The organism is Peribacillus sp. B65, assembly GCF_058513295.1.
On the sequence record NZ_CP195840.1, the window covers coordinates 1,243,808 to 1,267,222 of the forward strand.

The 23,415-nt window shown below is 39.1% G+C and carries 22 protein-coding genes; 21 read left to right on the top strand and 1 reads right to left on the bottom strand.

Going from position 1 to position 23,415, the window contains the following annotated elements:
• The first annotated feature begins 200 nt into the window (after positions 1 to 200).
• The 21 genes from ACSR9O_RS06075 to ACSR9O_RS06175 all read left to right on the top strand — a co-directional run bounded on the left by ACSR9O_RS06075 (position 201) and on the right by ACSR9O_RS06175 (position 22,114).
• Entirely contained in the window at positions 201 to 353 is a 153-nt protein-coding gene (locus ACSR9O_RS06075) for a hypothetical protein (RefSeq protein ID WP_202190547.1), read from the top strand.
• Positions 354 to 567: 214 nt separating this feature from the next.
• The gene (locus ACSR9O_RS06080; RefSeq protein WP_491724128.1) at positions 568 to 1,953 is read left to right on the top strand and encodes an MFS transporter; all 1,386 of its coding nucleotides are present in this window, start codon (positions 568 to 570) and stop codon (positions 1,951 to 1,953) included.
• 83 nt (positions 1,954 to 2,036) lie between these two features.
• Entirely contained in the window at positions 2,037 to 3,596 is a 1,560-nt protein-coding gene (hutH, locus tag ACSR9O_RS06085; RefSeq protein WP_491724129.1) for a histidine ammonia-lyase, read from the top strand.
• A 94-nt stretch (positions 3,597 to 3,690) separates the two neighbouring features.
• Positions 3,691 to 4,818, top strand: a complete 1,128-nt coding sequence (gene solA / locus ACSR9O_RS06090) for an N-methyl-L-tryptophan oxidase (RefSeq protein WP_491724130.1) — start codon at positions 3,691 to 3,693, stop codon at positions 4,816 to 4,818.
• Positions 4,819 to 5,274: 456 nt separating this feature from the next.
• Entirely contained in the window at positions 5,275 to 6,036 is a 762-nt protein-coding gene (locus tag ACSR9O_RS06095; protein ID WP_101221826.1) for a LamB/YcsF family protein, read from the top strand.
• A gap of 119 nt (positions 6,037 to 6,155) precedes the next feature.
• Complete coding sequence (locus tag ACSR9O_RS06100; protein WP_094246674.1) at positions 6,156 to 7,295, top strand: NRAMP family divalent metal transporter; 1,140 nt, start codon at positions 6,156 to 6,158, stop codon at positions 7,293 to 7,295.
• A gap of 79 nt (positions 7,296 to 7,374) precedes the next feature.
• Positions 7,375 to 8,166 (top strand): putative hydro-lyase, encoded by a 792-nt coding sequence (locus tag ACSR9O_RS06105; RefSeq protein ID WP_260357456.1) that lies wholly within the window; start codon positions 7,375 to 7,377, stop codon positions 8,164 to 8,166.
• 27 nt (positions 8,167 to 8,193) lie between these two features.
• Positions 8,194 to 8,952, top strand: coding sequence for a 5-oxoprolinase subunit PxpB (pxpB, locus tag ACSR9O_RS06110; protein WP_063233465.1), 759 nt, complete (start codon positions 8,194 to 8,196; stop codon positions 8,950 to 8,952).
• Positions 8,949 to 9,938 (top strand): 5-oxoprolinase subunit C family protein, encoded by a 990-nt coding sequence (locus ACSR9O_RS06115; protein WP_101221828.1) that lies wholly within the window; start codon positions 8,949 to 8,951, stop codon positions 9,936 to 9,938. The genes pxpB and ACSR9O_RS06115 overlap by 4 nt, the downstream gene beginning before the upstream one ends.
• A 746-nt stretch (positions 9,939 to 10,684) precedes the next feature.
• Complete coding sequence (locus ACSR9O_RS06120) at positions 10,685 to 11,767, top strand: hypothetical protein (protein ID WP_491724131.1); 1,083 nt, start codon at positions 10,685 to 10,687, stop codon at positions 11,765 to 11,767.
• On the top strand, positions 11,754 to 13,922 hold the full coding sequence (locus ACSR9O_RS06125) for a molybdopterin oxidoreductase family protein (RefSeq protein WP_491724132.1): 2,169 nt from the start codon (positions 11,754 to 11,756) through the stop codon (positions 13,920 to 13,922). The genes ACSR9O_RS06120 and ACSR9O_RS06125 overlap by 14 nt, the downstream gene beginning before the upstream one ends.
• A complete protein-coding gene (locus tag ACSR9O_RS06130; RefSeq protein WP_491724133.1) occupies positions 13,923 to 14,483 on the top strand; it encodes a 4Fe-4S dicluster domain-containing protein in 561 nt (186 codons plus the stop codon).
• An 11-nt stretch (positions 14,484 to 14,494) separates the two neighbouring features.
• Positions 14,495 to 15,022 carry a Rieske (2Fe-2S) protein gene (locus ACSR9O_RS06135; RefSeq protein WP_491724134.1) on the top strand — a complete coding sequence of 176 codons (528 nt, stop codon included), beginning with the start codon at positions 14,495 to 14,497 and terminating at the stop codon, positions 15,020 to 15,022.
• A gap of 186 nt (positions 15,023 to 15,208) precedes the next feature.
• Complete coding sequence (locus ACSR9O_RS06140; RefSeq protein WP_063233471.1) at positions 15,209 to 15,520, top strand: hypothetical protein; 312 nt, start codon at positions 15,209 to 15,211, stop codon at positions 15,518 to 15,520.
• Entirely contained in the window at positions 15,507 to 15,794 is a 288-nt protein-coding gene (locus ACSR9O_RS06145; protein ID WP_101221833.1) for a hypothetical protein, read from the top strand. The genes ACSR9O_RS06140 and ACSR9O_RS06145 overlap by 14 nt, the downstream gene beginning before the upstream one ends.
• Complete coding sequence (locus tag ACSR9O_RS06150) at positions 15,787 to 17,292, top strand: nitrate/nitrite transporter (protein WP_491724135.1); 1,506 nt, start codon at positions 15,787 to 15,789, stop codon at positions 17,290 to 17,292. The genes ACSR9O_RS06145 and ACSR9O_RS06150 overlap by 8 nt, the downstream gene beginning before the upstream one ends.
• A gap of 198 nt (positions 17,293 to 17,490) precedes the next feature.
• Positions 17,491 to 18,141 (top strand): sensor histidine kinase, encoded by a 651-nt coding sequence (locus tag ACSR9O_RS06155; RefSeq protein WP_260357460.1) that lies wholly within the window; start codon positions 17,491 to 17,493, stop codon positions 18,139 to 18,141.
• Between the two features lie 100 nt (positions 18,142 to 18,241).
• Complete coding sequence (locus ACSR9O_RS06160) at positions 18,242 to 18,895, top strand: response regulator transcription factor (RefSeq protein WP_101221836.1); 654 nt, start codon at positions 18,242 to 18,244, stop codon at positions 18,893 to 18,895.
• On the top strand, positions 18,885 to 19,346 hold the full coding sequence (locus tag ACSR9O_RS06165; RefSeq protein WP_260357462.1) for a GAF domain-containing protein: 462 nt from the start codon (positions 18,885 to 18,887) through the stop codon (positions 19,344 to 19,346). Before ACSR9O_RS06160 ends, ACSR9O_RS06165 begins: the two co-directional genes overlap by 11 nt.
• A 23-nt stretch (positions 19,347 to 19,369) precedes the next feature.
• Positions 19,370 to 21,097 (top strand): sensor histidine kinase, encoded by a 1,728-nt coding sequence (locus ACSR9O_RS06170; protein WP_491724136.1) that lies wholly within the window; start codon positions 19,370 to 19,372, stop codon positions 21,095 to 21,097.
• Positions 21,098 to 21,355: 258 nt separating this feature from the next.
• Positions 21,356 to 22,114, top strand: a complete 759-nt coding sequence (locus ACSR9O_RS06175) for an IclR family transcriptional regulator (protein WP_491724137.1) — start codon at positions 21,356 to 21,358, stop codon at positions 22,112 to 22,114.
• Positions 22,115 to 22,338: 224 nt separating this feature from the next.
• Here ACSR9O_RS06175 and ACSR9O_RS06180 read toward each other — a convergent pair whose 3' ends face one another.
• Positions 22,339 to 23,361, bottom strand: coding sequence for an NAD(P)H-dependent amine dehydrogenase family protein (locus ACSR9O_RS06180; RefSeq protein ID WP_260357464.1), 1,023 nt, complete (start codon positions 23,359 to 23,361; stop codon positions 22,339 to 22,341).
• Between the last annotated feature and the right edge of the window lie 54 nt (positions 23,362 to 23,415).

Sequence of the window (23,415 nt, forward strand, 5' to 3'; positions counted from 1 at the left end):
CCATTCCATCCACTGAAAAATTCAGGGGATGGAATGGGCTTTTAGAAGTATTCAACAAATGTATAGGTGCTGAATAGTAGGATGATGATCTATCATCCTACCCAATTTCAGCATTAAACACTTTAACACTTTACAGTGAAATTAAATGAAAGTGTTTTAAGGAATTCGTGGAAATGAATCTTCCATGTGGAGGGAATTTTATGTGGATAATCACTATCCATTCGAAAAATGGCATAAAAATGTTTGAGTTTACCAAAGAAAAGGAAGCTAGGGAAAAATTCGAGGTAATGGAAGGCTGTAAAATACTTAGTGAAGTCATTTATTTCAATGATAAACAATTGATCGAATCTTAAACTATATTTTCATATATTAAATAGAAATTAAAAGGCAGAATGATTTGATATAGTTTATAAAAAGAGTATTATTTCATAATATTCTTCGCTGAATTTTTTTATAGTATTAAGATTAATCGATCCATTCAAAGACAGGGTCACTACTGGAGTTTTACAGGAAGAGTGTTTTTTTTGATTCTATATATCTTATAAACCAAAAAATGGAGGGGATTCTTTGAACGAACAAAAATTCACTATTGACGATGCCCCATTTAATAGGTTTCATTTTCGAATTGCAGGACTTACATTCGGTTCCAGCTTTTGTGATGGCTATTCTTTAGGGATCATTGCGATGGCCCTGACAGTATTGGGGCCTCAAATGAATATGAATTCAATGTGGACAGGGCTGATCGGCAGCTCTGCTTTAATCGGTCTGTTTGCGGGATCTTTAATACTTGGAAGACTTTCTGACCGTGTTGGCAGACAGAAAATCTTTCTCGTAAACTTTTTACTTATCACGGTAGCTACTATTTTACAATTTTTTGTTAGCAGCCCAGAACAGCTTTTTATTTTACGGTTGCTGATTGGATTCGGACTTGGAGGAGATTACGCTGTCGGTACGACTTTGCTTGCCGAGTTTTCACCAAAAAAGTATCGCTCCTCGCTCCTAGCGTCTATAAACGTAGTATGGACGCTAGGATATGTAGCATCAAACTTTGTTGGTCATTACCTGGGACAGGTTGGTTCAGACTCATGGCGTTGGATGCTTGTCAGCGCTGCCATTCCGGCTATTGTGGTTTTAATCTTAAGAATAGGAACGCCTGAATCACCAAGATGGCTTGTAAGCATGGGGCGTGTCGAAGAAGCTCGCCAGATTGTAAAAAAACACCTTGGATCGAACGTTGAAATGGGAGAAACGACGACTGGCATAGAAAATCAAAAGACTCTGGGGTTTCGTGGACTTTTCAGTAAAAGGCTTCGTAAGCGTTTGGCTTTTGGTGGAATATTCAAATTGACTCTTGTTATTCCGTACTTTGCAATTTACACTTTCCTGCCTTCCATACTTAGTACAATGGGTTTTGAACAGAACTTTTTTGCGGATACAATGTTAAATCTATTCTTGCTTGTTGGGGCAATTGTTGGTCTTTGGCTGCTTGCAAAATTTTCTCGCAGAGGTTTTACCATCGGGGCTTTCACGATCCTTTCCGTATCATTGTTTTCACTCAGCTTCTTGCACAATGGTTCTCAATTCTTAATGTTGTTAGCCTTCTTGATCTTTACTTTTTTCATGTCAGCGGCATCGAACCTTACATTAGTATACCCGGCAGAGCTTTTTCCAACTGAGATCCGTGGTTCGGGAATAGGTATGGTTACGGCAATTAGTCGGATTGGTTCTGCAATTGGAACATTTCTGCTGCCTGTTTCTTTAAGTTCTTTTGGATTAAGTGCCTCAATGGCAGGAATGGCAGCCATCCTACTGGTCGGCTTGATCGTATCGATCGCCTGGGCACCTGAAACGAAGAATCTCTCATTACATGAAGCAAGTGACCCTTTGCTTGAAGCGGAGAGTTCTCCGAAGGGAACCGCAATTCCCTTTACAGAAAATGAAAAAATAACATAAGATTAGCTTCCAGCAAATAAATGATGAGAAGGACAAAATTTTTTTCTCCTTCTTGATGAGTCATATGAGAGGTGATGTATAAGATGACAACTACCGATTGTTTACATCCTATGGATATTAAAGAGGTTGTACTAGGAGATGATGCTATCTCAATCCAAGAGGTAATTGCGGTTGCAAGATATGGTGCAAAAGTTACTTTCACTGAGGCCTATCGTGAAAGGGTGGATAAATCACGAAGCTTAATAGACAAGTTTTTAGATGATAATAGATTGATTTACGGTGTAACGACAGGTTTTGGCAGTAATATGACGGAGGTGATTTCTCCACTTGACGCCGAAACCCTTCAACGGAATATTGTTCGTTCACATGCCGTATCTGTTGGGGAAACTCTTGAAAAAGAAGTCGTAAGAGCCATTCAATTGATGATCCTCGTGAATTTAGGCCAAGGTTATTCAGGGGTCCGTTTACAAGTTTTAAACCTTATCGCTTCAATGTTAAATCACGATATACTTCCCTATGTTCCAGGTGATGGGTCAGTGGGGTATCTTTCTCCTGAAGCCCACATGGCCTTAGTGGTGATTGGTGAGGGGAAGGCATGGTATAAAGGTGAGCTCATACCTGGCATGGAAGCTTTAGAGAAAGCTGGATTAGCACCTGTTACATTGGGTGCTAAAGAAGGATTAGCACTTACAAGCGGGACTACTTCCGTTACTGCGATTGCTGTCCTGGCTTTATACAATAGCATGCAAGCCGCGAAAACCGCCGACATTACGGGAGCAATGTCTTTAGAAGTGCTAAAAGGTACAATAAAAGCATTTGATCCCCGTCCCCACGCATTGAAAAAACATGAGGAACAGGCTAAGACAGCCAGGAATGTTACAAGGATTCTTGAAGGCAGCCAAATCATTGAAACTTACAAGGAACATAGATTACAAGATGCACTTAGCTTACGATGCATTCCACAAGTCCATGGAGCCATAAAAAAAGTTTTGAAGGACGCTGCTGTTTCGATCGAGAATGAAATGAACTCTGTAAGTGACAATCCTCTGATTTTTCCGGAAGAGGAAGATGGAATTGCCCTGATGGGGGGGAATTTTGATGGTTCATTTGTTGGGATTTATACGGATGCGATTTCCATCGCGTTAGCAAACCTAGCAAAAATAACAGAACGCAGAATAGATCGGCTTGTAAACCATCACCTTAGTGAATTACCTAATTTCTTAGTGGTTAATCCAGGTTTAAATAGTGGCTACATGATTCCGCAATATACAGCCGCCGGGCTATTGAATGAAATCAGGGTGCTCTCGCATCCAGCCACAATAGATAATATCCCTACCTGCGCAAATCAAGAAGACGTGATAAGTTTTGCCTATTTCGCTGCGAAGAAAGCCTATCGGATTTCGAAGAAACTTGAATATATTTTAGCAATCGAACTGATGACGGCAACCCAAGCAATGGATTTTCATCTGGCCTTGAAACCGTCATCGGTCACGGAGGGGGTATATCATTTAGTTCGGAGCGAAGTCCCGATGGTTGAAGAAGACCGCTTTTTCCATCCTGACATTGAAGCGATATATAGGCAAATTCATGAAGGGGAAATAGTGAAGTTCGTTGAAACGGCAATCGGGGAAATAGAGTTCTAAAACTATGTGGAAGCTGTTTTACTTTATTAAATAAGGTAAAATGGCTTCCCTTTTTTAAAATGAAGGATCATATTTAAAGGAGGAGGGATGAAAGATGCATTATGATGTAATTGTAATTGGAGCTGGATCTATGGGAATGTCTTCAGGTTATTATCTATCAAAAAATGGACAAAAAGTATTAGTATTGGATTCCTTTGCTCCTCCTCATAATAAGGGCAGCCATCACGGGGAAACAAGAATTATTAGACATGCTTATGGTGAAGGCAGGGAGTATATTTCTTTGGCACTTAAATCCCAAGAGCTATGGGGTGAGTTGGAAAGAAATTCGGGGAAACAATTATTTCTTCCAACGGGGGTCCTGAATGCTGGTAGCGAAAATTCCACTTTCATTAAGCAAGTGATAGCGGGTTCAAACGAATATGGGTTACCTATGAAAATCTTGGATTCACATGAAATTCATGATAGATGGCCTGGAATAACACTGCCGGAAGACTACATTGGATGCTATGAATCGACTTCGGGCGTATTGAAAAGTGAAGAGTGCTTAAGAGCGTATCAACAACTTGCGAAATATCATGGTGCCGACATCAGGGTAAACAGTGAAGTTAAGAAGATAGTTGTTCATGGGGATGGGGTCACGATTAAAACGGATGAACAGACATTCCACTCAGAATCTTTAGTGGTTGCAGTTGGGGCGTGGGCACCGAAAATCTTGGCGATGTTAGATTTGAATTTGCCGCTGGAACCAATCAGAAAAACATTTGCATGGTTTCATGCAAATGAAAGATTATATAATCATAATGAGTTTCCGGCTTTTTCTTTTGATACTTCAGTTGGTACATACTATGGCTTTCCTAGTATAAATGGTTCTGGAATGAAAGTAGGGAGACATGATGGGGGAACCCGTATAAATCCTGATGGCTGTATTGAAGGTTTTGGTGAATTGGATGAAGATGAGGGAGATTTGGTGAAGTTTTTGCGGAAATATATGCCTGCTGATCAAAAATTGAAATATGGGAAAACTTGCATCTACACCATGACCCCTGATGAGCATTTTATAGTGGATAAACATCCTTATTATCCACACATTGCCATAGCAGCAGGTTTCTCTGGACATGGTTTTAAATTCAGCAGTGTAATGGGGGAAATTTTGAGTGACTTGATTATCTCCGGTACGAGCAAGGAAGATATTTCATTGTTTTCTATTAATCGATTTAATTAAAGACTTGAAAAAAATATTTCGCCATCGAGATGAAAATACAAAATCACAAGTTTAACTTGAACCTGCATATAGAATGAAAATCAAAGTCGTTGATTCCTTATCATAGGAATCAACGACTTTTTTTATCAGCAAAAAAAGGTTTAGTATATGTTTTTGCCGGTTTATTGATATTACATCTATGTACATAATCTTCTGTTTAATCAAAGATAATAGTAGAAGAAAACATCAATGATATTCAAGATAAATGAAAAAATACAAAAACATATGTTAGGTTAGCTAACAATTATATTGTCGAAATAAAAAAAACATGCTAGAATAAGAATATTCCGAAATATGAAACACTAATTCCGAATTTCGGAATTTTATGAAATTTAATGAAAGTGAAATACTTATTTTTTTATCTACATATTTATAGGTTTTATTGTTCGAAATTTCTGTAAATAGGAGGAATGTACAATGAATACAGTTGATTTGAATTGTGATTTAGGAGAGAGCTTTGGCACATATCGAATTGGAAATGATGCAGAGATTTTGGATTATGTAACATCTGTCAATGTTGCTTGTGGATTTCATGCTGGCGATCCGACCGTTATGAGAAAAACGGTTCAGCTTGCTTTAGAGAAAGAAGTAAAAATAGGAGCCCACCCAGGTTTCCAGGATTTAATAGGTTTTGGCAGACGCAATATGAATATTTCACCACAGGAAGCTTATGATATTGTTGTCTATCAAATTGGTGCATTAAATGGCTTTTTGCAATCTGAAGGCGGTAATATGCAACATGTTAAACCACATGGTGCTTTGTACAATATGGCGGCAAAGAATAAAGAGTTGTCTCTTGCCATAGCTGAAGCTGTATACAAAATTAATCCTGAGCTCATTTTATTTGGCTTGTCGGGCAGTGAATTAATACGTGCTGGACAGACCATTGGATTACAAACGGCTTGTGAAGTGTTTGCGGATCGGACATATCAACAAGATGGTTCATTGACTTCTCGTATGAAAGCGCATGCAATGATAGAAAATGATGAAGATGCTGTTGCACAAGTAATTCGAATGGTTAAAGAAGGAAAGGTTTTGTCACAGCAAGGAACTGATGTGGCTTTAAAGGCAGATACAATTTGTATTCATGGGGACGGAGCACATGCTTTAACCTTTGCTCGTCATGTAAAAAAATCCTTAGAAATATCTGAAATTACAGTTAAGTCTATTTCTAAATAAAATCACAAACATCTAGGAGGCAGATTCCATTGGAGCAAATCAAGAATTCAACTGACCCGAAAAAAAATCATTCTAAGCCAAAAACTAACAGGACCTTATTGCTAGGTGCAGCATTTCTTATGGCAACATCAGCCATAGGACCAGGTTTTTTAATGCAGACAACTGTTTATACCCAAAGTCTTGCAGCAAGTTTTGGGTTTGTTATCCTTATTTCAGTTATTCTTGATATTTTTGCACAAACAAATGTATGGCGCATTATTGCTGTATCTGAAAAACGAGGACAAGAGATTGCAAACATGGTTCTTCCAGGACTAGGTTATGTTCTAGCGGCACTCATAGTTATGGGGGGGCTAGCATTTAATATAGGGAACATCGCAGGAGCTGGACTTGGTCTAAATGCGATGATTGGAATTTCCCCAACAACTGGAGCAGCAATTAGTGCAGTTATTGCAGTATTAATATTTGTAGTAAAAGAAGCAGGAAAAGCGATGGACCGCTTTACACAAATTGCAGGCTTTTTTATGATCTGTTTGATGATATATGTTGCATGGACAACTTCTCCTCCAGTTGGAGAAGCAGTAGTGAAGACATTTGCACCTGATAAGATTGATATTATCGCAATCGTTACATTAGTTGGGGGATCTGTGGGTGGCTATATTACATTTGCTGGCGGTCATCGTCTATTGGATGCAGGAGTGAAAGGTGTCGGAGCACTGCCACAAGTAACAAAGAGTTCAGTAATGGGTATTTTAATAACCACAGTTATGCGAGTTGCATTATTTTTAGCAGTTCTAGGTGTTGTATCTAAAGGCTTGCAAATTGATTCAGAAAACCCTGCGGCATCCGTTTTTCAACTTGCTGCTGGAAATGTAGGCTATAAAATGTTTGGTATTGTTATGTGGGCTGCAGCAATCACATCAGTAGTTGGTGCTGCATATACTTCTGTTTCGTTTATCAGAACATTCAGCGAAAAAATAAATAAAAAGGCTAACTGGATTATCATTGGCTTTATAGTCGTATCGACCATTTGCTTTCTATTAATTGGTCAACCGGTTAAAGTACTGCTTGTAGTAGGGGCAATTAATGGTCTGATTTTACCAATTGCACTTGGTACACTTTTAATTGCGGCATATAAGAAGAATATTGTGGGTGATTATAAACATCCTTTATGGTTGACGATTTCCGGTGTATTTGTGGTAATCATCATGGCGTTAATGGGCGTATATACATTAATGAAACAACTGCCCGCTCTTTTTTAATGATACATCAATAAAACGGGGTGGAAGTGGCGTGCTAGTTTGTCACTGACTCCCAGTTCTTAATAGGAGATGAATATTAATGATCGATCTTTCTCAAGCTACCCCGGCTGAATTGCGCGCAATGATCCGCAACAATGAATTGATTAAGCCAACTGCTGGAATGGCAAACGGATATGCACAAGCAAACTTGGCCATCTTAAAAAAAGAGCATGCTTTTGATTTTTTATTGTTTTGTCAGCGTAATCCTAAGTCTTGTCCACTTCTAGACGTAACAGAAATTGGTTCTCCTATTCCTAAATTTGCTGCACAGTCTGGTGATATACGTACAGATATTCCAAAATACCGGATATATAAATATGGTGAATTAATAGAAGAAGTAACGGATATTTCAGATTATTGGGAAGATGATATGGTTGGGTTTTTAATCGGTTGCAGCTTTACATTTGAACATGCCCTTTTAAACAACGATATTTCCATTCGTCATATTGAAGAGAACTGTAATGTACCGATGTATAAAACGAATATTTCATGTGTTGAAGCAGGGATATTTCACGGGAAAATGGTAGCGAGCATGCGTCCGATTCCTCAGAAAGATGTGGTGCGAGCGGCTCAAGTTACATCGCGTTTTCCTGCTGTTCATGGTGGTCCAATCCATATTGGAGATCCGGAGGCGATTGGTGTTTCTAACATACAGCAACCTGATTTTGGTGATGCAGTAACGATTCGTGAAGGAGAAATGCCGGTCTTCTGGGCTTGTGGAGTAACGCCTCAATCTATCGCAATGGAAACAAAACCGGCGATTATGATTACGCATGCACCAGGACATATGTTTATAACGGACATTCGTGATGAAAAATTAGGCGTTTTATAATATTACTAACAGAAAGAGTTGAGTTCTATGCCGGAAAAGCTTTTGAATAAAACTACATGCATACTGTCTCCCTTAGGCGATTCCGCAATCGTGATTACATTTGGGAATGAAATTAAATACGACATTCACAAAAAAATTAAAATGTTTATGGATTTGCTTGAAGATGAACCTTTTGTTGGATTTATAGAATGTGTGCCGGCTTTTACAAATTTGACAGTTTTTTATGATCCTCTAGTTATCTATAAGAAACAAAAACAAAGCAATAATGATGAATTTATTTCTCCATATGAAGTGGTTCGTTCTATCATGGAAAGGAAACTACAGTGGTTAAAAGAAGATAAAAAGCTGACACATCGAACTGTTTCTATTCCTGTATGTTATGGGGGGGAATATGGCCCGGATTTGGAATATGTAGCTCGTTATAATAATTTAACTACTGATGAAGTCATCCATATTCATTCAAATGGTGAGTACTTAGCCTATATGATTGGATTTGCTCCAGGTTTTCCGTTTCTCGGTGGACTATCAGAAAAAATTGCAACACCTAGACGATCTTCTCCTAGAATGACCATACCAACAGGAGCAGTTGGAATTGCAGGTATGCAAACGGGTGTATATCCAATATCTACGCCTGGAGGGTGGCAATTAATTGGACAAACGCCAACCAAACTATTCTTACCAGATGTAAATCCTCCAAGCCTATTACAAGCAGGAGACATTGTGAAATTCCATCCAATTTCTAATCAAGAGTATAATGAAATTATTCTTAAGGAGGGGTTACAGTGAGCCTGCGTGTAATCAAACCGGGATTATTAACTAGTATTCAGGATCTTGGAAGAAAAGGGTTTCAGCAACATGGAGTGATTGTAAGCGGCGCAATGGATGCATATTCCCTAAGAATTGCCAATATGTTAGTTGGCAATAAAGAAGGTGAAGCGGCCATGGAAATTACGTTAATGGGTCCGACTCTTAAAATAGAAAAAAATTGCTTGATCGCGATAACAGGTGGAAATTTATCACCTACTATTGACAGTCAAGCTGTTCCAATGTGGAAGCCTGTTTATGTAAAAAAAGGCTCTATTCTTCGATTCGTGGGATGTAAATCAGGTTGTAGGACTTATTTGTCTGTAGCGGGAGGATACGCTATTTCTACAGTTATGAATAGTAAAAGTACATATCTAAGAGGGGAAATTGGGGGCTATAAGGGAAGAGCATTAAAAGTAGATGATGTTGTGGATTTTAATGAAACTTCTACGATTCTAGATAACCGGGAGTTTAAAGAAGCGTTTATCGCTCCAAAGTGGTTTGTCAATGAAAAGGAGTTTATGCCAAGTCGCATGCCAGTTATTCGTTTCATAGATGGAAGCCAGTACGATTATTTTACGGACTCTAGTAAAGTTAGTTTTGCAGAGAATTTGTTTAAAGTTTCAAACCAATCTGATCGTATGGGCTATAGAATATCAGGTCCTTTGTTAGAGTTACAGGATAAAAGTGAGCTATTGTCTGAAGCAGTAACTAACGGGTCTGTTCAAGTTCCTCCTGATGGAAACCCTATCATTCTTCTTGCGGATAGCCAAACAACGGGAGGGTATCCTAAGATAGCTCAAGTGATTACTGCAGATTTACCATTAATTGCTCAGGTCAAACCAGGGGAAGCTATTCAATTTTCACGAGTAACCTTAAAAGAAGCCGAGCAGCATTTCCTTCAAAAAGAACAACAATTAAAAGATTTAAAGGTTTCGATTTCATTAGCTCTAAAAAACAGCATGTAATATAGTTACTTCATCAAGAAGTAACAAAAGGAAGAGAGTACTCTTATTAAAAGGGTACTTTCTTTTTTGTTCATAAATAATAAGTGAAAGATGGAGCCTCTATTTATTTTCTCAAGGCAGTTTTTCAAATAAATTGTTGTTTTATTTTACCTTAATACTTGATGGCTGATGTGACTCCAACAAGTATTTTCTTTAATGACTGTATCAAGAATTACTTTATCTTGCGTTTAAGCTTAGTATTAACCGTTGAATTTCTATGTGGATTTTTATCGCTCCTATCTGATTAAATGTTTCGATCTATCAGAATTCTCTATCCCATTTTACTATGTATGTGCAGTTCTTCTTTCAGTCTATAAAAATCTTGAATACTAATATCTTTTTGTGAGATTATGTCTCAATAATTTCACCTCTTTATACTTATTTTCATTAAAAAACATTTGTTTTCGGTAATCGATTTTATCATATGCAAAGACTGCAAAAACAACAAACATACCTTAATCATACTAACATCTAGAAAAACTTCTATCAGCATTTCCTACATTGCAAAATAAAATATAAAAACTGGAAAAGAGAAAACTTATACATTGAAATATAGTACAGGCAGTTCTGCACATCAGAACTGTTTTTTTTATTTTAAAAGATAGGGGAATTTTCCCCTTAGGATAGGGAAGTCCCCCGATATGGAAAAATCGGGGCAGCTCTTACAATAAGGGTATGGTAATTGTTTGTAATGAGGAGGAATAGTAATGCAGGCAAAAGTCGCAGCAAATCAAAAAACAGGAAAATCGATTGATAATGCTTTTGCATCACATTTTGCTAAGTCTATGTTTCTAGCAGTTTGCGGACTTGTATTCTTATCGTTTATTGGTACGAGAATGTTTACACACGTAGATTTAAACCTTTATGGCTATATGGTGGGGACGATTATTTTTATTGGGGGGTTCTTTTACAGATTTATCGCATGGGGAGAAAGGCCGCCAACAAAGATTTTTATAAAAAAGGGCATCAAACTTCTATTTAGAAAATCAACGCCCAAAACATCAGTTGACCATTTAGCAACATACAATTTCATCTGGAATAGGGGAATTTACCGATGGACTCAGCACGTTCTAATGGGCTGGGGCTGCATTCTTTCCTGCTTCGTGACTTTTCCTCTAGTATTTGGATGGATGTACTTCACAATGGACGACAACGGTTACTACAACATCATCGCAATGGGGATCCAGGTAATGACAGTACCAGCTGATGGGCTTATTGCGACGTTATCATATAACGCACTGAACATTACAGCAGTGATGGTCATTTCCGGAGTATGCATGGCTCTATACCGCCGCTTGAAAAATATGCAGGCAAGAGCAGAACAAAAATTCATCTATGACTTCCTTCCATTATTTATGTTGTTATTAGTCAGCATTACAGGATTGGCACTAACGTTTATGAACATCTTTATGCACGGTGCAGGACAGCCAGCTATGTCCTTGATTCACCAATGGTCAGTCATTATTACATTGATTTATCTTCCGTTCGGAAAACTTGCGCACATACCTTTTCGCCCAATGAGTGTTTTAGCAAGAAACTATAGAGAGCATTACGCGGAAAAATCCATGAAAGGATGCAAAGTATGTGGTGATGAGTTTGTTTCAACAGAACAATCAAAAGATGTCGTAGAGGTTCTCGGCGTGAACAATATCGAATTCCAAACGAAGGAAGGCCACCATCTCGCTGAAATGTGCCTACCTTGCCGTAGAAAATACCGGATTGCTCAATTTTCCGGTTTCCCTATCCATGAGGTAAAAGTTAAGGAGGCAAACCAGAATGCAAAGGGATAAGTTATATAAAGAAGTAGAGAATGTGATACACCCGAATGAATCATTGGTCAAAACGCATTGTGCATATTGTGGAATGCAGTGCGGAATGAATTTAAGGGTAAATGTAGCGACAAATAAAATTATTGGGGTTGAACCACGTTATGACTGGCCTGTAACGGTTGGAAAAATGTGTCCAAAAGGGGTTACAGCTTACCAGCAGACAAATCATGACGATCGTATTTTAAAACCGCTTATTCGTGATGATGCATCATTAAAAGGAACCAAGGAAGGCTTCCGTGAAGCAAGCTGGAATGAAGCGTATGATTTAATCGTGAAAAAGTTCAGTGAGCTTCAAAATAAATATGGAAAAAATACATTATCCGTTTTCAGCGGCGTATCAATGACAAATGAAAAATGCTATTTAACAGGAAAATTTGCACGTGTGGCTCTTGGAACACGCTACATTGACTATAATGGCCGATTTTGTATGTCAAGTGCGGCCGGAGGATTCCTTCGTTCATTCGGCGTAGATAGAGGTTCAACATTACCCTGGACAGATATTCATGAAACAGATTGCTTATTTATTGCAGGAAGCAACACAGCAGAATGTCATCCAACTTCTATGTTCCGAGTCTGGAACGTTCAAGAAAGAGGAGGTTACATTATCGTGGTGGATCCCCGGGAAACACCTATTGCGAGAAGAGCAGATGTGCACCTTGACCTGAAACCGGGAACGGATCTTGCCCTTGCTAATGGAATCTTAAATTTATTAATCCAAAATGGTTATGCTGACGAAGAGTTTATTAATAATCATACAAACGGATTTGAAGAAACAAAAGAGCTTGTACAAAAATTCACATTGGAATATACGAGTGAGCTTACAGGTGTGGCACCTGAAAAAATTATTCGCGCAGCAGAGATTTATGGAAAAGCACCGAATGCAGTTGTCATGTTTGCCCGTGGAATTGAACAGCAGCATAAGGGTGTTGACAATGTATCTGGATATACAAACATGGCGCTTGTAACAGGTAAGATTGGCCGTCCGAAGTCTGGTGTAGCAACATTCACTGGTCAAGGCAACGGACAGGGTGGACGGGAACATGGCCAGAAAGCGGATTTATTGCCAGGATACCGTAAAATTACAAATCCTAAACATGTTGAAGAAGTTTGTAAAGTATGGAAAATTACTCCGGAAGAAATGCCTCAGCCGGGTGTTTCTGCTTATGAAATGTTTGAACTGATGGAACAAAAAACGATTCGCGGATTGTATCTGCTATGTTCTAATCCTGCAGTATCTGCGCCGAATCTAAATTTCGTCCGAAGTGCGATGAAAAATCTTGATTTTATGTTGTGTTCGGACTTCTATCTTTCTGAATCAGCAGAGTTTGCGGATGTGATCCTGCCATCAGTAACGTGGTCAGAAGATGAAGGAACAGTTACAAACCTTGAAGGAAGAATTATTAAGATAAATAAGGCACAAGAACCAATCGGTGAATCTAAGCCCGATTGGCAAATACAAGTAGAACTTGCAGAACGTCTTGGAAGAGGAAAATACTTTTCCCATTTGAAAACAGCAAAAGATATAGCTGATGAATTCAGACTGGCTAGTAAAGGGGGATATGCCGATTATTATGGTGCTACATGGGATAAAATCGATAAACAGGACGGAGTATTTTGGCCTTGTAAGGATGAAAATGATATGGGAACGCCGCATATGTTCCTGGATAAGAAATTCTATCACGCAGACGGCAAAGCGAAAATTTGTGCGCTTCCTTACCGCCCCCCTGCTGAGGAGCCAGATGAAAAATATCCACTTCGTTTAACAACCGGGCGTGTCGTTTACCACTACTTATCTGGAAACCAGACGAGAAGAATCCAGTTCCTGCGTGATATGTGCCCGGAGCCATACGTCGAAGTACATCCGGAAACAGCAAAAAAATACAATATTGAACATGAAGAAAGAGTCCGCCTACATACCCGAAGAGGCGAGGCAATCTATAAAGTGAAAATTACAGAAGCAATTCGTAAAGATACTGTATTTGTTCCGTACCACTTTGGTCACGAGCAATCTATCAATCTATTAACCATTGCAGCACTCGATCCGATCTCCCGTATGCCGGAATATAAGGCATGTGCTGCTCAATTGGAAAAAGTTGAAATAAAGAAGGTGCAATAAATGAAAAAGAGGCTGTACTTAGAACTTGAAAACTGTATAGGATGCCGTTCATGCCTTGCAGCATGTACACAATGCGGAGGGCATGAAGAACGGAACAGAAACTATGTTTACGATGTAAACCCTATGGTTAATCGGCAAACCATGCCTCTAATGTGCCTTCATTGTGTGAATCCGGCCTGTGCAAGAAGCTGTCCAGCCCAGGCAATCCAAATACATGAGACAGGGGCCGTCTTATCAGCTCTCGTTGAAAAATGTATTGGCTGCCAAAACTGTACGATTGCTTGTCCATACGGAATACCAAAATTTGACACTGAACAAAACTTAATGTACAAATGCGATTTATGTATCGACCGGACAAAAGACAGTATCCCGCCAATGTGTGCAAGTGTTTGTCCATCCAATACACTTCAGTGGCTCACTGATGAGGAAATTGGAAATAGAAAAAAACAATTTAATCTAGATAATGGAAAATGGGTGACTAGCCTGCCGTATCTTGAAGGTGAAACGAACGTTAAATTAAATTTGCCTGGTATTTTACAGGGGATAACGAAGCTATTTTAGGAGGGATTAAGATGCCGTCAGATAAAAATAATAAAATTCCCTTTAATGAAGATAATTACACCCATAATATTGAACGGAATAATGAAAGAAAGCTCGACAGACGTGGGTTCATGAAAACATTAGTGGGAGCTGCTGGTGTATTCGCAATTTCCTCCCTTCCTTGGGGAGCGGTAGCGGCTAAAGAATTGATGGGTCTTGGGGCGAAGGAGTATCCCCACAAAAAAATCACAGATGTAAGCAAAATTGCAATTGGTGACGCAGTAGAGTTTAAATTTCCAGGTGATCATGATGATGCTATTTTGATCAGATTGTCTGAAACGAAATACGTAGCTTACCAAAATGCATGCACACATCTTCGTTGCCCGGTTTTCTGGGTGAAGGAAGAAGGAGAGATGGTTTGTCCTTGTCATCATGGAAAATTTGATGTTGAAACAGGTGCTCCAACTGCCGGTCCGCCAAGAAGGCCCCTGCCTGAAATTCAAGTGAAAGTTGAAAATGGCGCAGTATACGCAGTAAGGGTGAAGCGTTATGAGGCTTAAGTTTATTGGTGTCGCGTTGCTTTGTGCCTTCTTTATGATGAATATTGTATTTACCCAATTTATGGTTCATCAATATTATTATGAAAATTATGTAAATGTTTTAATATTTGGGGGATTAAACATAGTGGTGTTTCCCTTAGCGTTATTTACTTATAAAAAAACGAAAAACGAAAAGGCGTGAATCAAATGAACAGTGAAACATACTTTGATTTTTGTTTTGTAAAAGAAGCATCTGGAAATTTTGCTGCTGAAATCGATAAGCTCCTTTCAGACCTTTTTAAAGATGTCCGTCTTAACTGGTATTTAGATGAAAAGTCAATAGATGGGGCCGATATTGTAGTTGCCGAAGTAAAGGGAATGAGCAATTGGGAGTCTGTAGTGGAAACAATTGAATTTATCGAGAATCATGCAGAAGATACATTCTGGGAATATTTGCAGGGTTTTCAAATGAATGTTTACACGGCAAAGAGAGGATGCAATACCTGTGGAACACATTAAAATAGAAGATATACAACCATTAATATCGGAAAAAGCAAGTGTAGCCATCTTAGATGATGATGGCCAGGGTAAAGCTCCTTTCGTTTCTAAAACGATTGTTAAGGTGAAGCTTTGTCCTGATATAACACATCTGCGTATTTACTTTGACGACATTAATTTTTTCGCTGTCCCGTTGATATCCAATGTGACTAAAAATGAAAATGAGTGGTCAGCTTTTGACGAAAATGCGAGATTACAATATGTAATTAGAAGAGAGAGTGGTCAGGATGTTTAGAAAAATTCAGCTTCCATTACAAACCTTAAACCTCGTTGTAGGATTTATGGTGTGGGTATTAATTTCGTCCCTGCTGCCTTTTATTAAAGAAGATATCGCAATACCGGATGGTCAGCTTGCACTGGTAACAGCTGTTCCAGTTATTTTAGGATCTATTCTTCGCATTCCCCTTGGCTTTTACGCCAATCAGTTCGGGGCCAGGAAAATTTTCCTGATTAGCTTTATATCGCTGTTATTCCCTGTTTATTATATCAGTATTGCGGATTCTCTTGCTGATTTGTTAATTGGAGGGCTATTTCTTGGTATTGGGGGAGCCGTATTCTCTGTTGGAGTAACCTCTTTACCGAAGTACTATCCTAAGGAACGCCATGGCTTTATAAACGGAATTTACGGTGCAGGAAACCTCGGAACGGCTATATCAGCATTTGCAGCACCTGTTGTAGCTACGAAGTTTGGCTGGTCAACAACCGTACAGCTTTATCTTGTGATTTTGGCAGTATTTATCGCAGGTAACTTCCTATTAGGGGATAAAAAGGAACTGAGAGTAAAGACACCGCTTTTAGAACAAATTAAGGGTGTCTACAAAAATGAAAAACTATGGCTGCTAAGCTTATTTTACTTTATAACATTCGGTTCTTTTGTTGCATTTACTATTTATCTGCCAAACTTTCTTGTAGCGAACTTTGGATTAGATAAAGTTGATGCAGGTGTAAGGACAGCAGGCTTTATTGTTCTTGCTACTCTTATGAGACCTATTGGCGGGTGGCTTGCCGACCGCTTCCATTCTCTTATTCTGCTCATGTTTGTTTTTGGAATTTATACGATTTCAGCAATGATCCTATCCTTTGCTCCATCCATTGGCTGGTACACATTTGGCTGTTTAAGTATTGCTCTCTGTGCTGGAATAGGAAATGGTGTTATTTTTAAACTGGTGCCGATGTATTTCCAAAAGCAGGCCGGTATTGTGAATGGAATTGTGTCCGCAATGGGAGGTTTGGGAGGATTTTTCCCGCCGTTAATTCTATCCTTGTTATTCAATATCACAGGCCATTATGCAATCGGGTTCATGGCATTGTCAGAAGTTGCCCTTGCAAGTTTGATTTTAGTAGTCTGGATGTATTTCCAAGGTAAAATGGGCCTTGCCAAAGAAGTGATTGACAATACAATAGAAGGCATTTTGATCACCGATACCAGTGGTAAAATCATTTCAGTAAACCCTTCGTTTACAAGGATTACTGGCTATCAGGAAAATGAAGTAATTGGAAAGAATCCTAGTATACTTAAGTCAGGTAAACAGCCTCAAACTTTTTATAAGGATTTGTGGAAATCCATTGAGATAAATGGATTTTGGCAGGGTGAAATCTTGAATAGCCGAAAGGATGGACAGCAATATCTACAATGGCTGACAATTAGTGCAATAAAAAATGATGCTGGGGATGTTGTTCAATATGCCGGAATGTTTAGTGACATTTCAAGTCATAAAGTGAAGAAAGCATAAAATGAACTGCGCGCATGAAATTATTGGATTTGAAGGCTGAATTGTAGTTTTCAAGAACAAGAAGTTCTAATGCTAGGTCTCTGGTGGGAAAGAAGGTATACGTCAGTGTTCTCACCACTCTGCCGAAAGTGTAATCGGGAGAGCATGTCGCATTTTGAATGGCCAATAATCAGCGACTATTGAAGAAGGAGGGTGGGAATGAATACTCAGCCACTTAAAAACAACATCAGTTCTTATATCATACAAACACATGAAGAAGAGATTAAAAGAATTGCCATGGAGCTTCATGAAGGTGTGGGGCAGTCCCTTTCCAGTCTCTTTTCCGGAATGCAGCTCATTGAAACGGCAATCGAACAGCCTGCCATGAAAATCTATGCGGGTGATATGAAACAGCTATTGGAGAAGGCAATACAAGAAATCAGGCTTTTGGCTGTAGAATTGCATCCTCCTACCCTTACGACTTTTGGGCTTATTTCAGCTATAAAAAGCTACATAAAAATATACACTTCAACCTATGGAATTGAGGTTGAGATGGAGAATCTGGGAATTGAATCGCAAATCTCTGATAGAGATAGGATTACACTTTTCAGGGTCTGCCAAGAAGCATTGGTGAATATAGCAAGGTATGCTGATACAACAAAAGCAAGTATAATATTCAAATGGGAAAAAAGCTTGTTATTAATTATGATAAAAGATTCAGGGAAAGGGTTTGAGGTTGAAGCCGCCATGAATAAGTTGAGCGGGCTTGCTGCCATGTGTGAAAGAATGCATTTGATTGGCGGGAATTGTACCATATTTTCAAAAATAGATGACGGTACTTCTATAGAGATTTCACTTCCATTATATTAAAATGGACTAAACAAGGGGTTTGCTAATTGAGCAATCCCCGTTGTTGTTTCATATTCATTTATAACAATACATATACAAACAAAGCTAAGGGGGAGCAGCTTTGATAAAAATTTTGCTTTGCGATGATCACGCCGTTGTAAGAATGGGCTTAAAGATGCTATTAAATAATCATGCTGATATGGAAGTCATAGGGGAAGCTTCAGAAGGGAACGAAGGAATAGAACGAGCACTAGAGCTTCAGCCTAATGTAGTAGTCATGGATTTAAGCATGCCTCATGGGAAAGATGGCTTATCGGCTACTTCCGAACTAAAAAAACTAATGCCTGAGGTAGCCATATTAATACTTACTATGCATGATGATGATGAATATTTGTTCAGAACTATTCAAGCCGGGGCTTCAGGATGTATTTTAAAAAGTGCACCCCATGAAGAATTATTGGTAGCCATCCGATCATTATCGAACGGAAATGCTTACCTTCATCCATCTGCTACAAAAAGGGTAATGGAAGAATATTTAGGCAGTGTGAAGCAGGGAACCGCTGATTCTATCAATCTGTTGTCTGACCGTGAAAAAGAGGTACTTACGTTGATTGCGAAAGGGTTTTCCAATAAAGAAATTGCCGGACAGCTTGTCATAAGCGTGAAAACGGTTGAAAGCCATAAAGGAAACCTAATGGAAAAGCTCAAGATGAAAACAAGGCATGAACTTGTTGCATTCGCTTTAAAAAAGGGGTTATTAGGGTATGGAATTTAACTTGGACAGTAAATCGAAAGAGGATCAACCATTTAAAAAAGCGTGTGAACATGTATTAGAAGAAATGAATGGTGATTTTGTAGGCCTTGCCTTACAAAACAGAAATGGTCCTGACATAAGCTGGCATTATGCCGCCGGAAACAGAAATGATAAGTACAAAAGGATAACTGTTAGATATGGAAAAGGAATAGCAGGTAGGGTCATATCAACGGGGACGCCGATGAAAATTGAGGGTTTCCCCAATAATATCCACGGCAAAGCTTTAGATTATCCCATTATGCTTGCGGAAAATCTCAGTTGCGCCTTCGCAGTTCCGATTCAATTTAAAGGTGTTCCCAAGGGGGTATTATTAGTAGGTAAACGAACAGCTCAGCCTATTTCTGAAAGCGACCAGCATAAGATCCTTGATGCAGCGAAAAAACTGGAAAAGGAATTGAACAGCTCAATTTAACATGGCAACAAGGAGGATTATGTATGGACTTGAATAAACATTTGGAAATGGAAAAAGGGGTTACGCCTGGATCTAGCGATGCGACAATCCTTGTCAATGAATCTGGAGTCATCTCTTTTGCGAATCAACAGGTATATGAAAACTTTGGTTATGATCATCATGAATTGAACGGGGAAAAGCTTCTGAATCTTATACCAGGGGCAAACCTGCAGCACAGCGGGGAAGGGGAGATTATCCACCAGTTGGGGATCCACCGGGATGGTCATGCTTTTTCGCTTTTTTTCAGGGTGAACTCCTTTCAGCTTGCGAAAGAGCTTTATTACTTAATTGTAGTCCATAAAGTGAAAGACCAATCACGGATTAACCAGCAGCAATCCTATCCGATAAATGAACTGGTTGATTTAATTTACGCACTTGATGAATCAACGATTGTTGCATTTACGGATGAAAAGGGCAAGATAATAAACTTTAATAAGAAATTTTGTGAGGTATCCAAATATTCAGCAACTGAGCTTATCGGGAAGGACCACCGAATTATCAATTCAGGTTATCATTCAAAGGAATTTATGCAAGAGCTTTGGAGAACAATTTCATCAGGAAGTGTTTGGCGGGGTGAAATCAAGAACAAAGCGAAGGATGGAACTTATTATTGGGTCGATACCACAATTGTCCCTTTCTTAAATGAAAAAGGGAACCCTTATAAATACCTGGCAATTCGGAAGGAAATTACCGAATATAAACGAGTTTTAGAGGAATTGGGGAAATTCGTAAATAAAATGGCCGATTTCCAATTTGCTTTGGATGCTTCCTCGATTGTAGCAATAACAGATCAAAGCGGGACGATCAAATATGTCAATGATCAATTTTGCAGGATTTCAAAGTTTTCAAAAGAAGAGCTGATCGGACAGGATCATCGAATTATTAACTCGGGATTTCATTCGAAAGAGTTTTTCAACAATCTTTGGAAAACAATATCATCAGGGGAAGTATGGAAAGGCGAGATTAAAAATAAGGCCAAGGATAATACTTATTATTGGGTGGATACGACAATCGTTCCATTTCTTGATGAGTTCCAGAAAACTTACCAATATTTAGCGATTCGTTATGAAGTGACCCAGCGTAAGCTTGCGGAAGAAGAGATTCAGAAAATGACCGGGAAAATCATTGATGTGCAGGAAGAAGAAAGAAAACGCATTTCCCGAGAGCTTCATGATGATATCGGACAAAACTTATACAGCCACCTCATAACGATTAACAGACTGCAGACAGAAATGGATCATCCCTTGTTAGATCAGATGCAAGATGAAGCGACCGAAATTATTGAATCACTCCGGCATCTATCCTGGGAATTAAGGCCATCAGTACTTGATGATCTTGGACTGTTCCCTGCCATACGCTCTTTAGTGGCGCAATTTTTAGAGCATCATCATATCAAGGTCCATTTTGAATGCTATTTGAATTGCCGTTTGAATGCAAACAAAGAAATTACCATTTACCGTATTATTCAAGAGGCATTAACAAATATTAGGAAGTATGCTGAAACCGAAGAAGCTACAGTGATGATCCAGGAAATAGAGGAAGAAGTTCGTGTAGAAATAGAAGATAAAGGAAAGGGCTTTGATATAGATAAAGTTACCCGTGGAGTAGGCTTATTCAGTATGGAGGAGAGAGCCAGAGTTTGCGGCGGAAACCTCATCCTTCTTTCTCGTGAAGGGAAAGGGACAAAAGTAATTTTGAGTATGCCTTTGTAGTGAATGGGTTTTAGTAATGATCAAGTAACTTAATCCGCTAAACGCTTCAGCATTTCCCATTATTACTCGTTCCATGGGCTTGCGGGATGATAAAATGATTCGATCAAATTGTAAATAATGCCGGAAAATCAAATGAGAATAAACTCAGAGCATTCACGGAAAAACAATGAATACAGTTATTTTCATTACATCCTTTCTTCCATGTTTTATAATAGAATGATAGTTAAGGAAAACATGTATCATGAAAGGAGACAATGTATGCAGGCACATAACAAAACGGTCGTGAAATCCATGCAAATCCTGACCCTTTTCATAAATCATCCAAAAATGACCTTTAATGAAATGATGGAACTTTCCAATTTGCCGAAAACGTCGTTACACCGTATGGTGGGATCATTGGAAGAAATGGGGTTTTTAACAAAGGACGAAGATGGCCACTATTCACTTGGACTGATATTCCTGCAGTTTGGTCAACTGGTAGGGGAGCGTTTGGATATCAGGTCAATCGCCTATCCGATCATGAAAGACCTTCGGGATGATGTTGAAGAAGCAGTGAATTTAATTGTGAGGGATAAGGATGAAGCGATGTATATTGAAAAGGTGGACACCCTGCATCCTGTTCGACTTTATACATCCATTGGAAGGCGTTCGCCATTGTATGCTGGGGATTCTCGAATCATCTTAGCGTATTTGCCAGAAAAAGAGCGTGAAAATTATTTGGGAAGCATTCAATTAAAACCAATCGCCATTGGAACGATAACGGATAAAACTGAACTCCGTCACGCTTTGGATGAAGCGAGAATGAATGGTTACACGATAACTTCATCAGAACTTGAGGATTATACAAAAGCAGTGAGTGCACCGATACTCAATGGTAAAGGTGAAATAGTAGCTGGTATTAGTGTCGCTGGGATTGAAGCAAGATTTCAGGAAGATCGCTTGGCTGAATTGATTGACAAGGTAACGAAAGCTGCCAAAGCCATTTCCGTGAAGCTTGGTTCTCAAACATATAAATGAAAATAGAAAAATCATGTCATTTTCGGAATATATTTTTCTGAAATAAGATAACTTACATAAGATAGTCGATTCCTACATACTAACATATAGGAAGTAAAGCCACCGCTTATGGTGGTTTTTTGTCATGCTGGCATGCTCAGCTGAACCAAAACGAAAAGGTGAACCATTCGGGGTTCACCTTTTCCAATATCGTAATACTATATCGCAAGATTGTTGGTTAGCCGTTACATACGCACAAAGTGTGATTGATTTATATTTCTCGGCACCCCGATGTCAGCCATTGTAAGTAAACCTGGTTTACGGAGCGCATCAATTTGCTTAGCGGTATTGATAATCATTGCAGCAGTTGCGGTATCTCCAAAGATGCCGTTTGGAACAATCAACCTTTGGGTTTCGTTCCCCTCAATAACGATTTCATCTTCCTGTTTAATACCTGCAGACATCGTTAAATCCAAGGAAATTTCCTTTCCGTCCACTGTCTTGCCAGTGGAAATTTGATGAAGCCCATTAACATCCCCTGGTTTTAAGGCAGTTAGCGGAACGGTCATATTTTCGCTCGCAATCGTTGGTTCAATGGTATTGGTTACACTTGAAAGTTTCCAATTCAGCCCATAGGCGATCAACCTGACAGACTCCTCAAGACCTACATGCCCAATTTTATTCCGTTCAGCTAAAAATTCAAACTCTTCTCTGGTCATCCCGATTCCGACCTTTTTTTGCAAGGGGAGGCGCCTTTTCGAAACATCTACTTTACGATTGACCTTAATTTGGTTAACCGTGGTCAATACTGTTGTAAATGAAATGGCCATAGTATCCATGATGAAACCTGGATTGATTCCGGTCCCAATGACACTAAGCCCTTTAGCTTTAGCATAATCATCTATTTCCTTTGCAAGTATGGGGTAGCGATGCCATGGGAAGGAAAGTTGTTCACAGGTGGAAACCACAGAAAAGCCGTGATCTAGCAGCTCTTTGATTTGAGGCCATACTTGTTGTGCGTCGGAACCGGTTGCGTGTAGGGCGATAGGGTGGTCAGCTTCTGTATTTACATCCCGTATATGAGAGACTACACACTTGTTCGTTTCCTTTTCATGGATAAGTAATCCAATATCCTTTCCTACCTTATCGGGAGCAATATCGACAACCCCGATAATCGATTGCGGATTCGTTTGATAAGCACTGCGTAGAATTTCAATTCCGATGGGACCCAGCCCAAATACTGCGAATTCAGAATAGTACATATCCATTCATCTCTCATCCTTTCAAATAACTTATAACAAAATGCTAACATTGTGTGATAA

Bases quoted from the DNA above. Each gene is read 5' to 3' on its own strand.
- ACSR9O_RS06075 (WP_202190547.1), top strand. From the start codon at position 201: ATGTGGATAATCACTATCCATTCGAAAAATGGCATAAAAATGTTTGAG.
- hutH (WP_491724129.1), top strand. From the start codon at position 2,037: ATGACAACTACCGATTGTTTACATCCTATGGATATTAAAGAGGTTGTA.
- solA (WP_491724130.1), top strand. From the start codon at position 3,691: ATGCATTATGATGTAATTGTAATTGGAGCTGGATCTATGGGAATGTCT.
- ACSR9O_RS06095 (WP_101221826.1), top strand. From the start codon at position 5,275: ATGAATACAGTTGATTTGAATTGTGATTTAGGAGAGAGCTTTGGCACA.
- ACSR9O_RS06100 (WP_094246674.1), top strand. From the start codon at position 6,156: ATGGCAACATCAGCCATAGGACCAGGTTTTTTAATGCAGACAACTGTT.
- ACSR9O_RS06105 (WP_260357456.1), top strand. From the start codon at position 7,375: ATGATCGATCTTTCTCAAGCTACCCCGGCTGAATTGCGCGCAATGATC.
- pxpB (WP_063233465.1), top strand. From the start codon at position 8,194: ATGCCGGAAAAGCTTTTGAATAAAACTACATGCATACTGTCTCCCTTA.
- ACSR9O_RS06120 (WP_491724131.1), top strand. From the start codon at position 10,685: ATGCAGGCAAAAGTCGCAGCAAATCAAAAAACAGGAAAATCGATTGAT.
- ACSR9O_RS06125 (WP_491724132.1), top strand. From the start codon at position 11,754: ATGCAAAGGGATAAGTTATATAAAGAAGTAGAGAATGTGATACACCCG.
- ACSR9O_RS06130 (WP_491724133.1), top strand. From the start codon at position 13,923: ATGAAAAAGAGGCTGTACTTAGAACTTGAAAACTGTATAGGATGCCGT.
- ACSR9O_RS06135 (WP_491724134.1), top strand. From the start codon at position 14,495: ATGCCGTCAGATAAAAATAATAAAATTCCCTTTAATGAAGATAATTAC.
- ACSR9O_RS06140 (WP_063233471.1), top strand. From the start codon at position 15,209: ATGAACAGTGAAACATACTTTGATTTTTGTTTTGTAAAAGAAGCATCT.
- ACSR9O_RS06150 (WP_491724135.1), top strand. From the start codon at position 15,787: ATGTTTAGAAAAATTCAGCTTCCATTACAAACCTTAAACCTCGTTGTA.
- ACSR9O_RS06155 (WP_260357460.1), top strand. From the start codon at position 17,491: ATGAATACTCAGCCACTTAAAAACAACATCAGTTCTTATATCATACAA.
- ACSR9O_RS06165 (WP_260357462.1), top strand. From the start codon at position 18,885: ATGGAATTTAACTTGGACAGTAAATCGAAAGAGGATCAACCATTTAAA.
- ACSR9O_RS06170 (WP_491724136.1), top strand. From the start codon at position 19,370: ATGGACTTGAATAAACATTTGGAAATGGAAAAAGGGGTTACGCCTGGA.
- ACSR9O_RS06175 (WP_491724137.1), top strand. From the start codon at position 21,356: ATGCAGGCACATAACAAAACGGTCGTGAAATCCATGCAAATCCTGACC.
- ACSR9O_RS06180 (WP_260357464.1), bottom strand. From the start codon at position 23,361: ATGGATATGTACTATTCTGAATTCGCAGTATTTGGGCTGGGTCCCATC.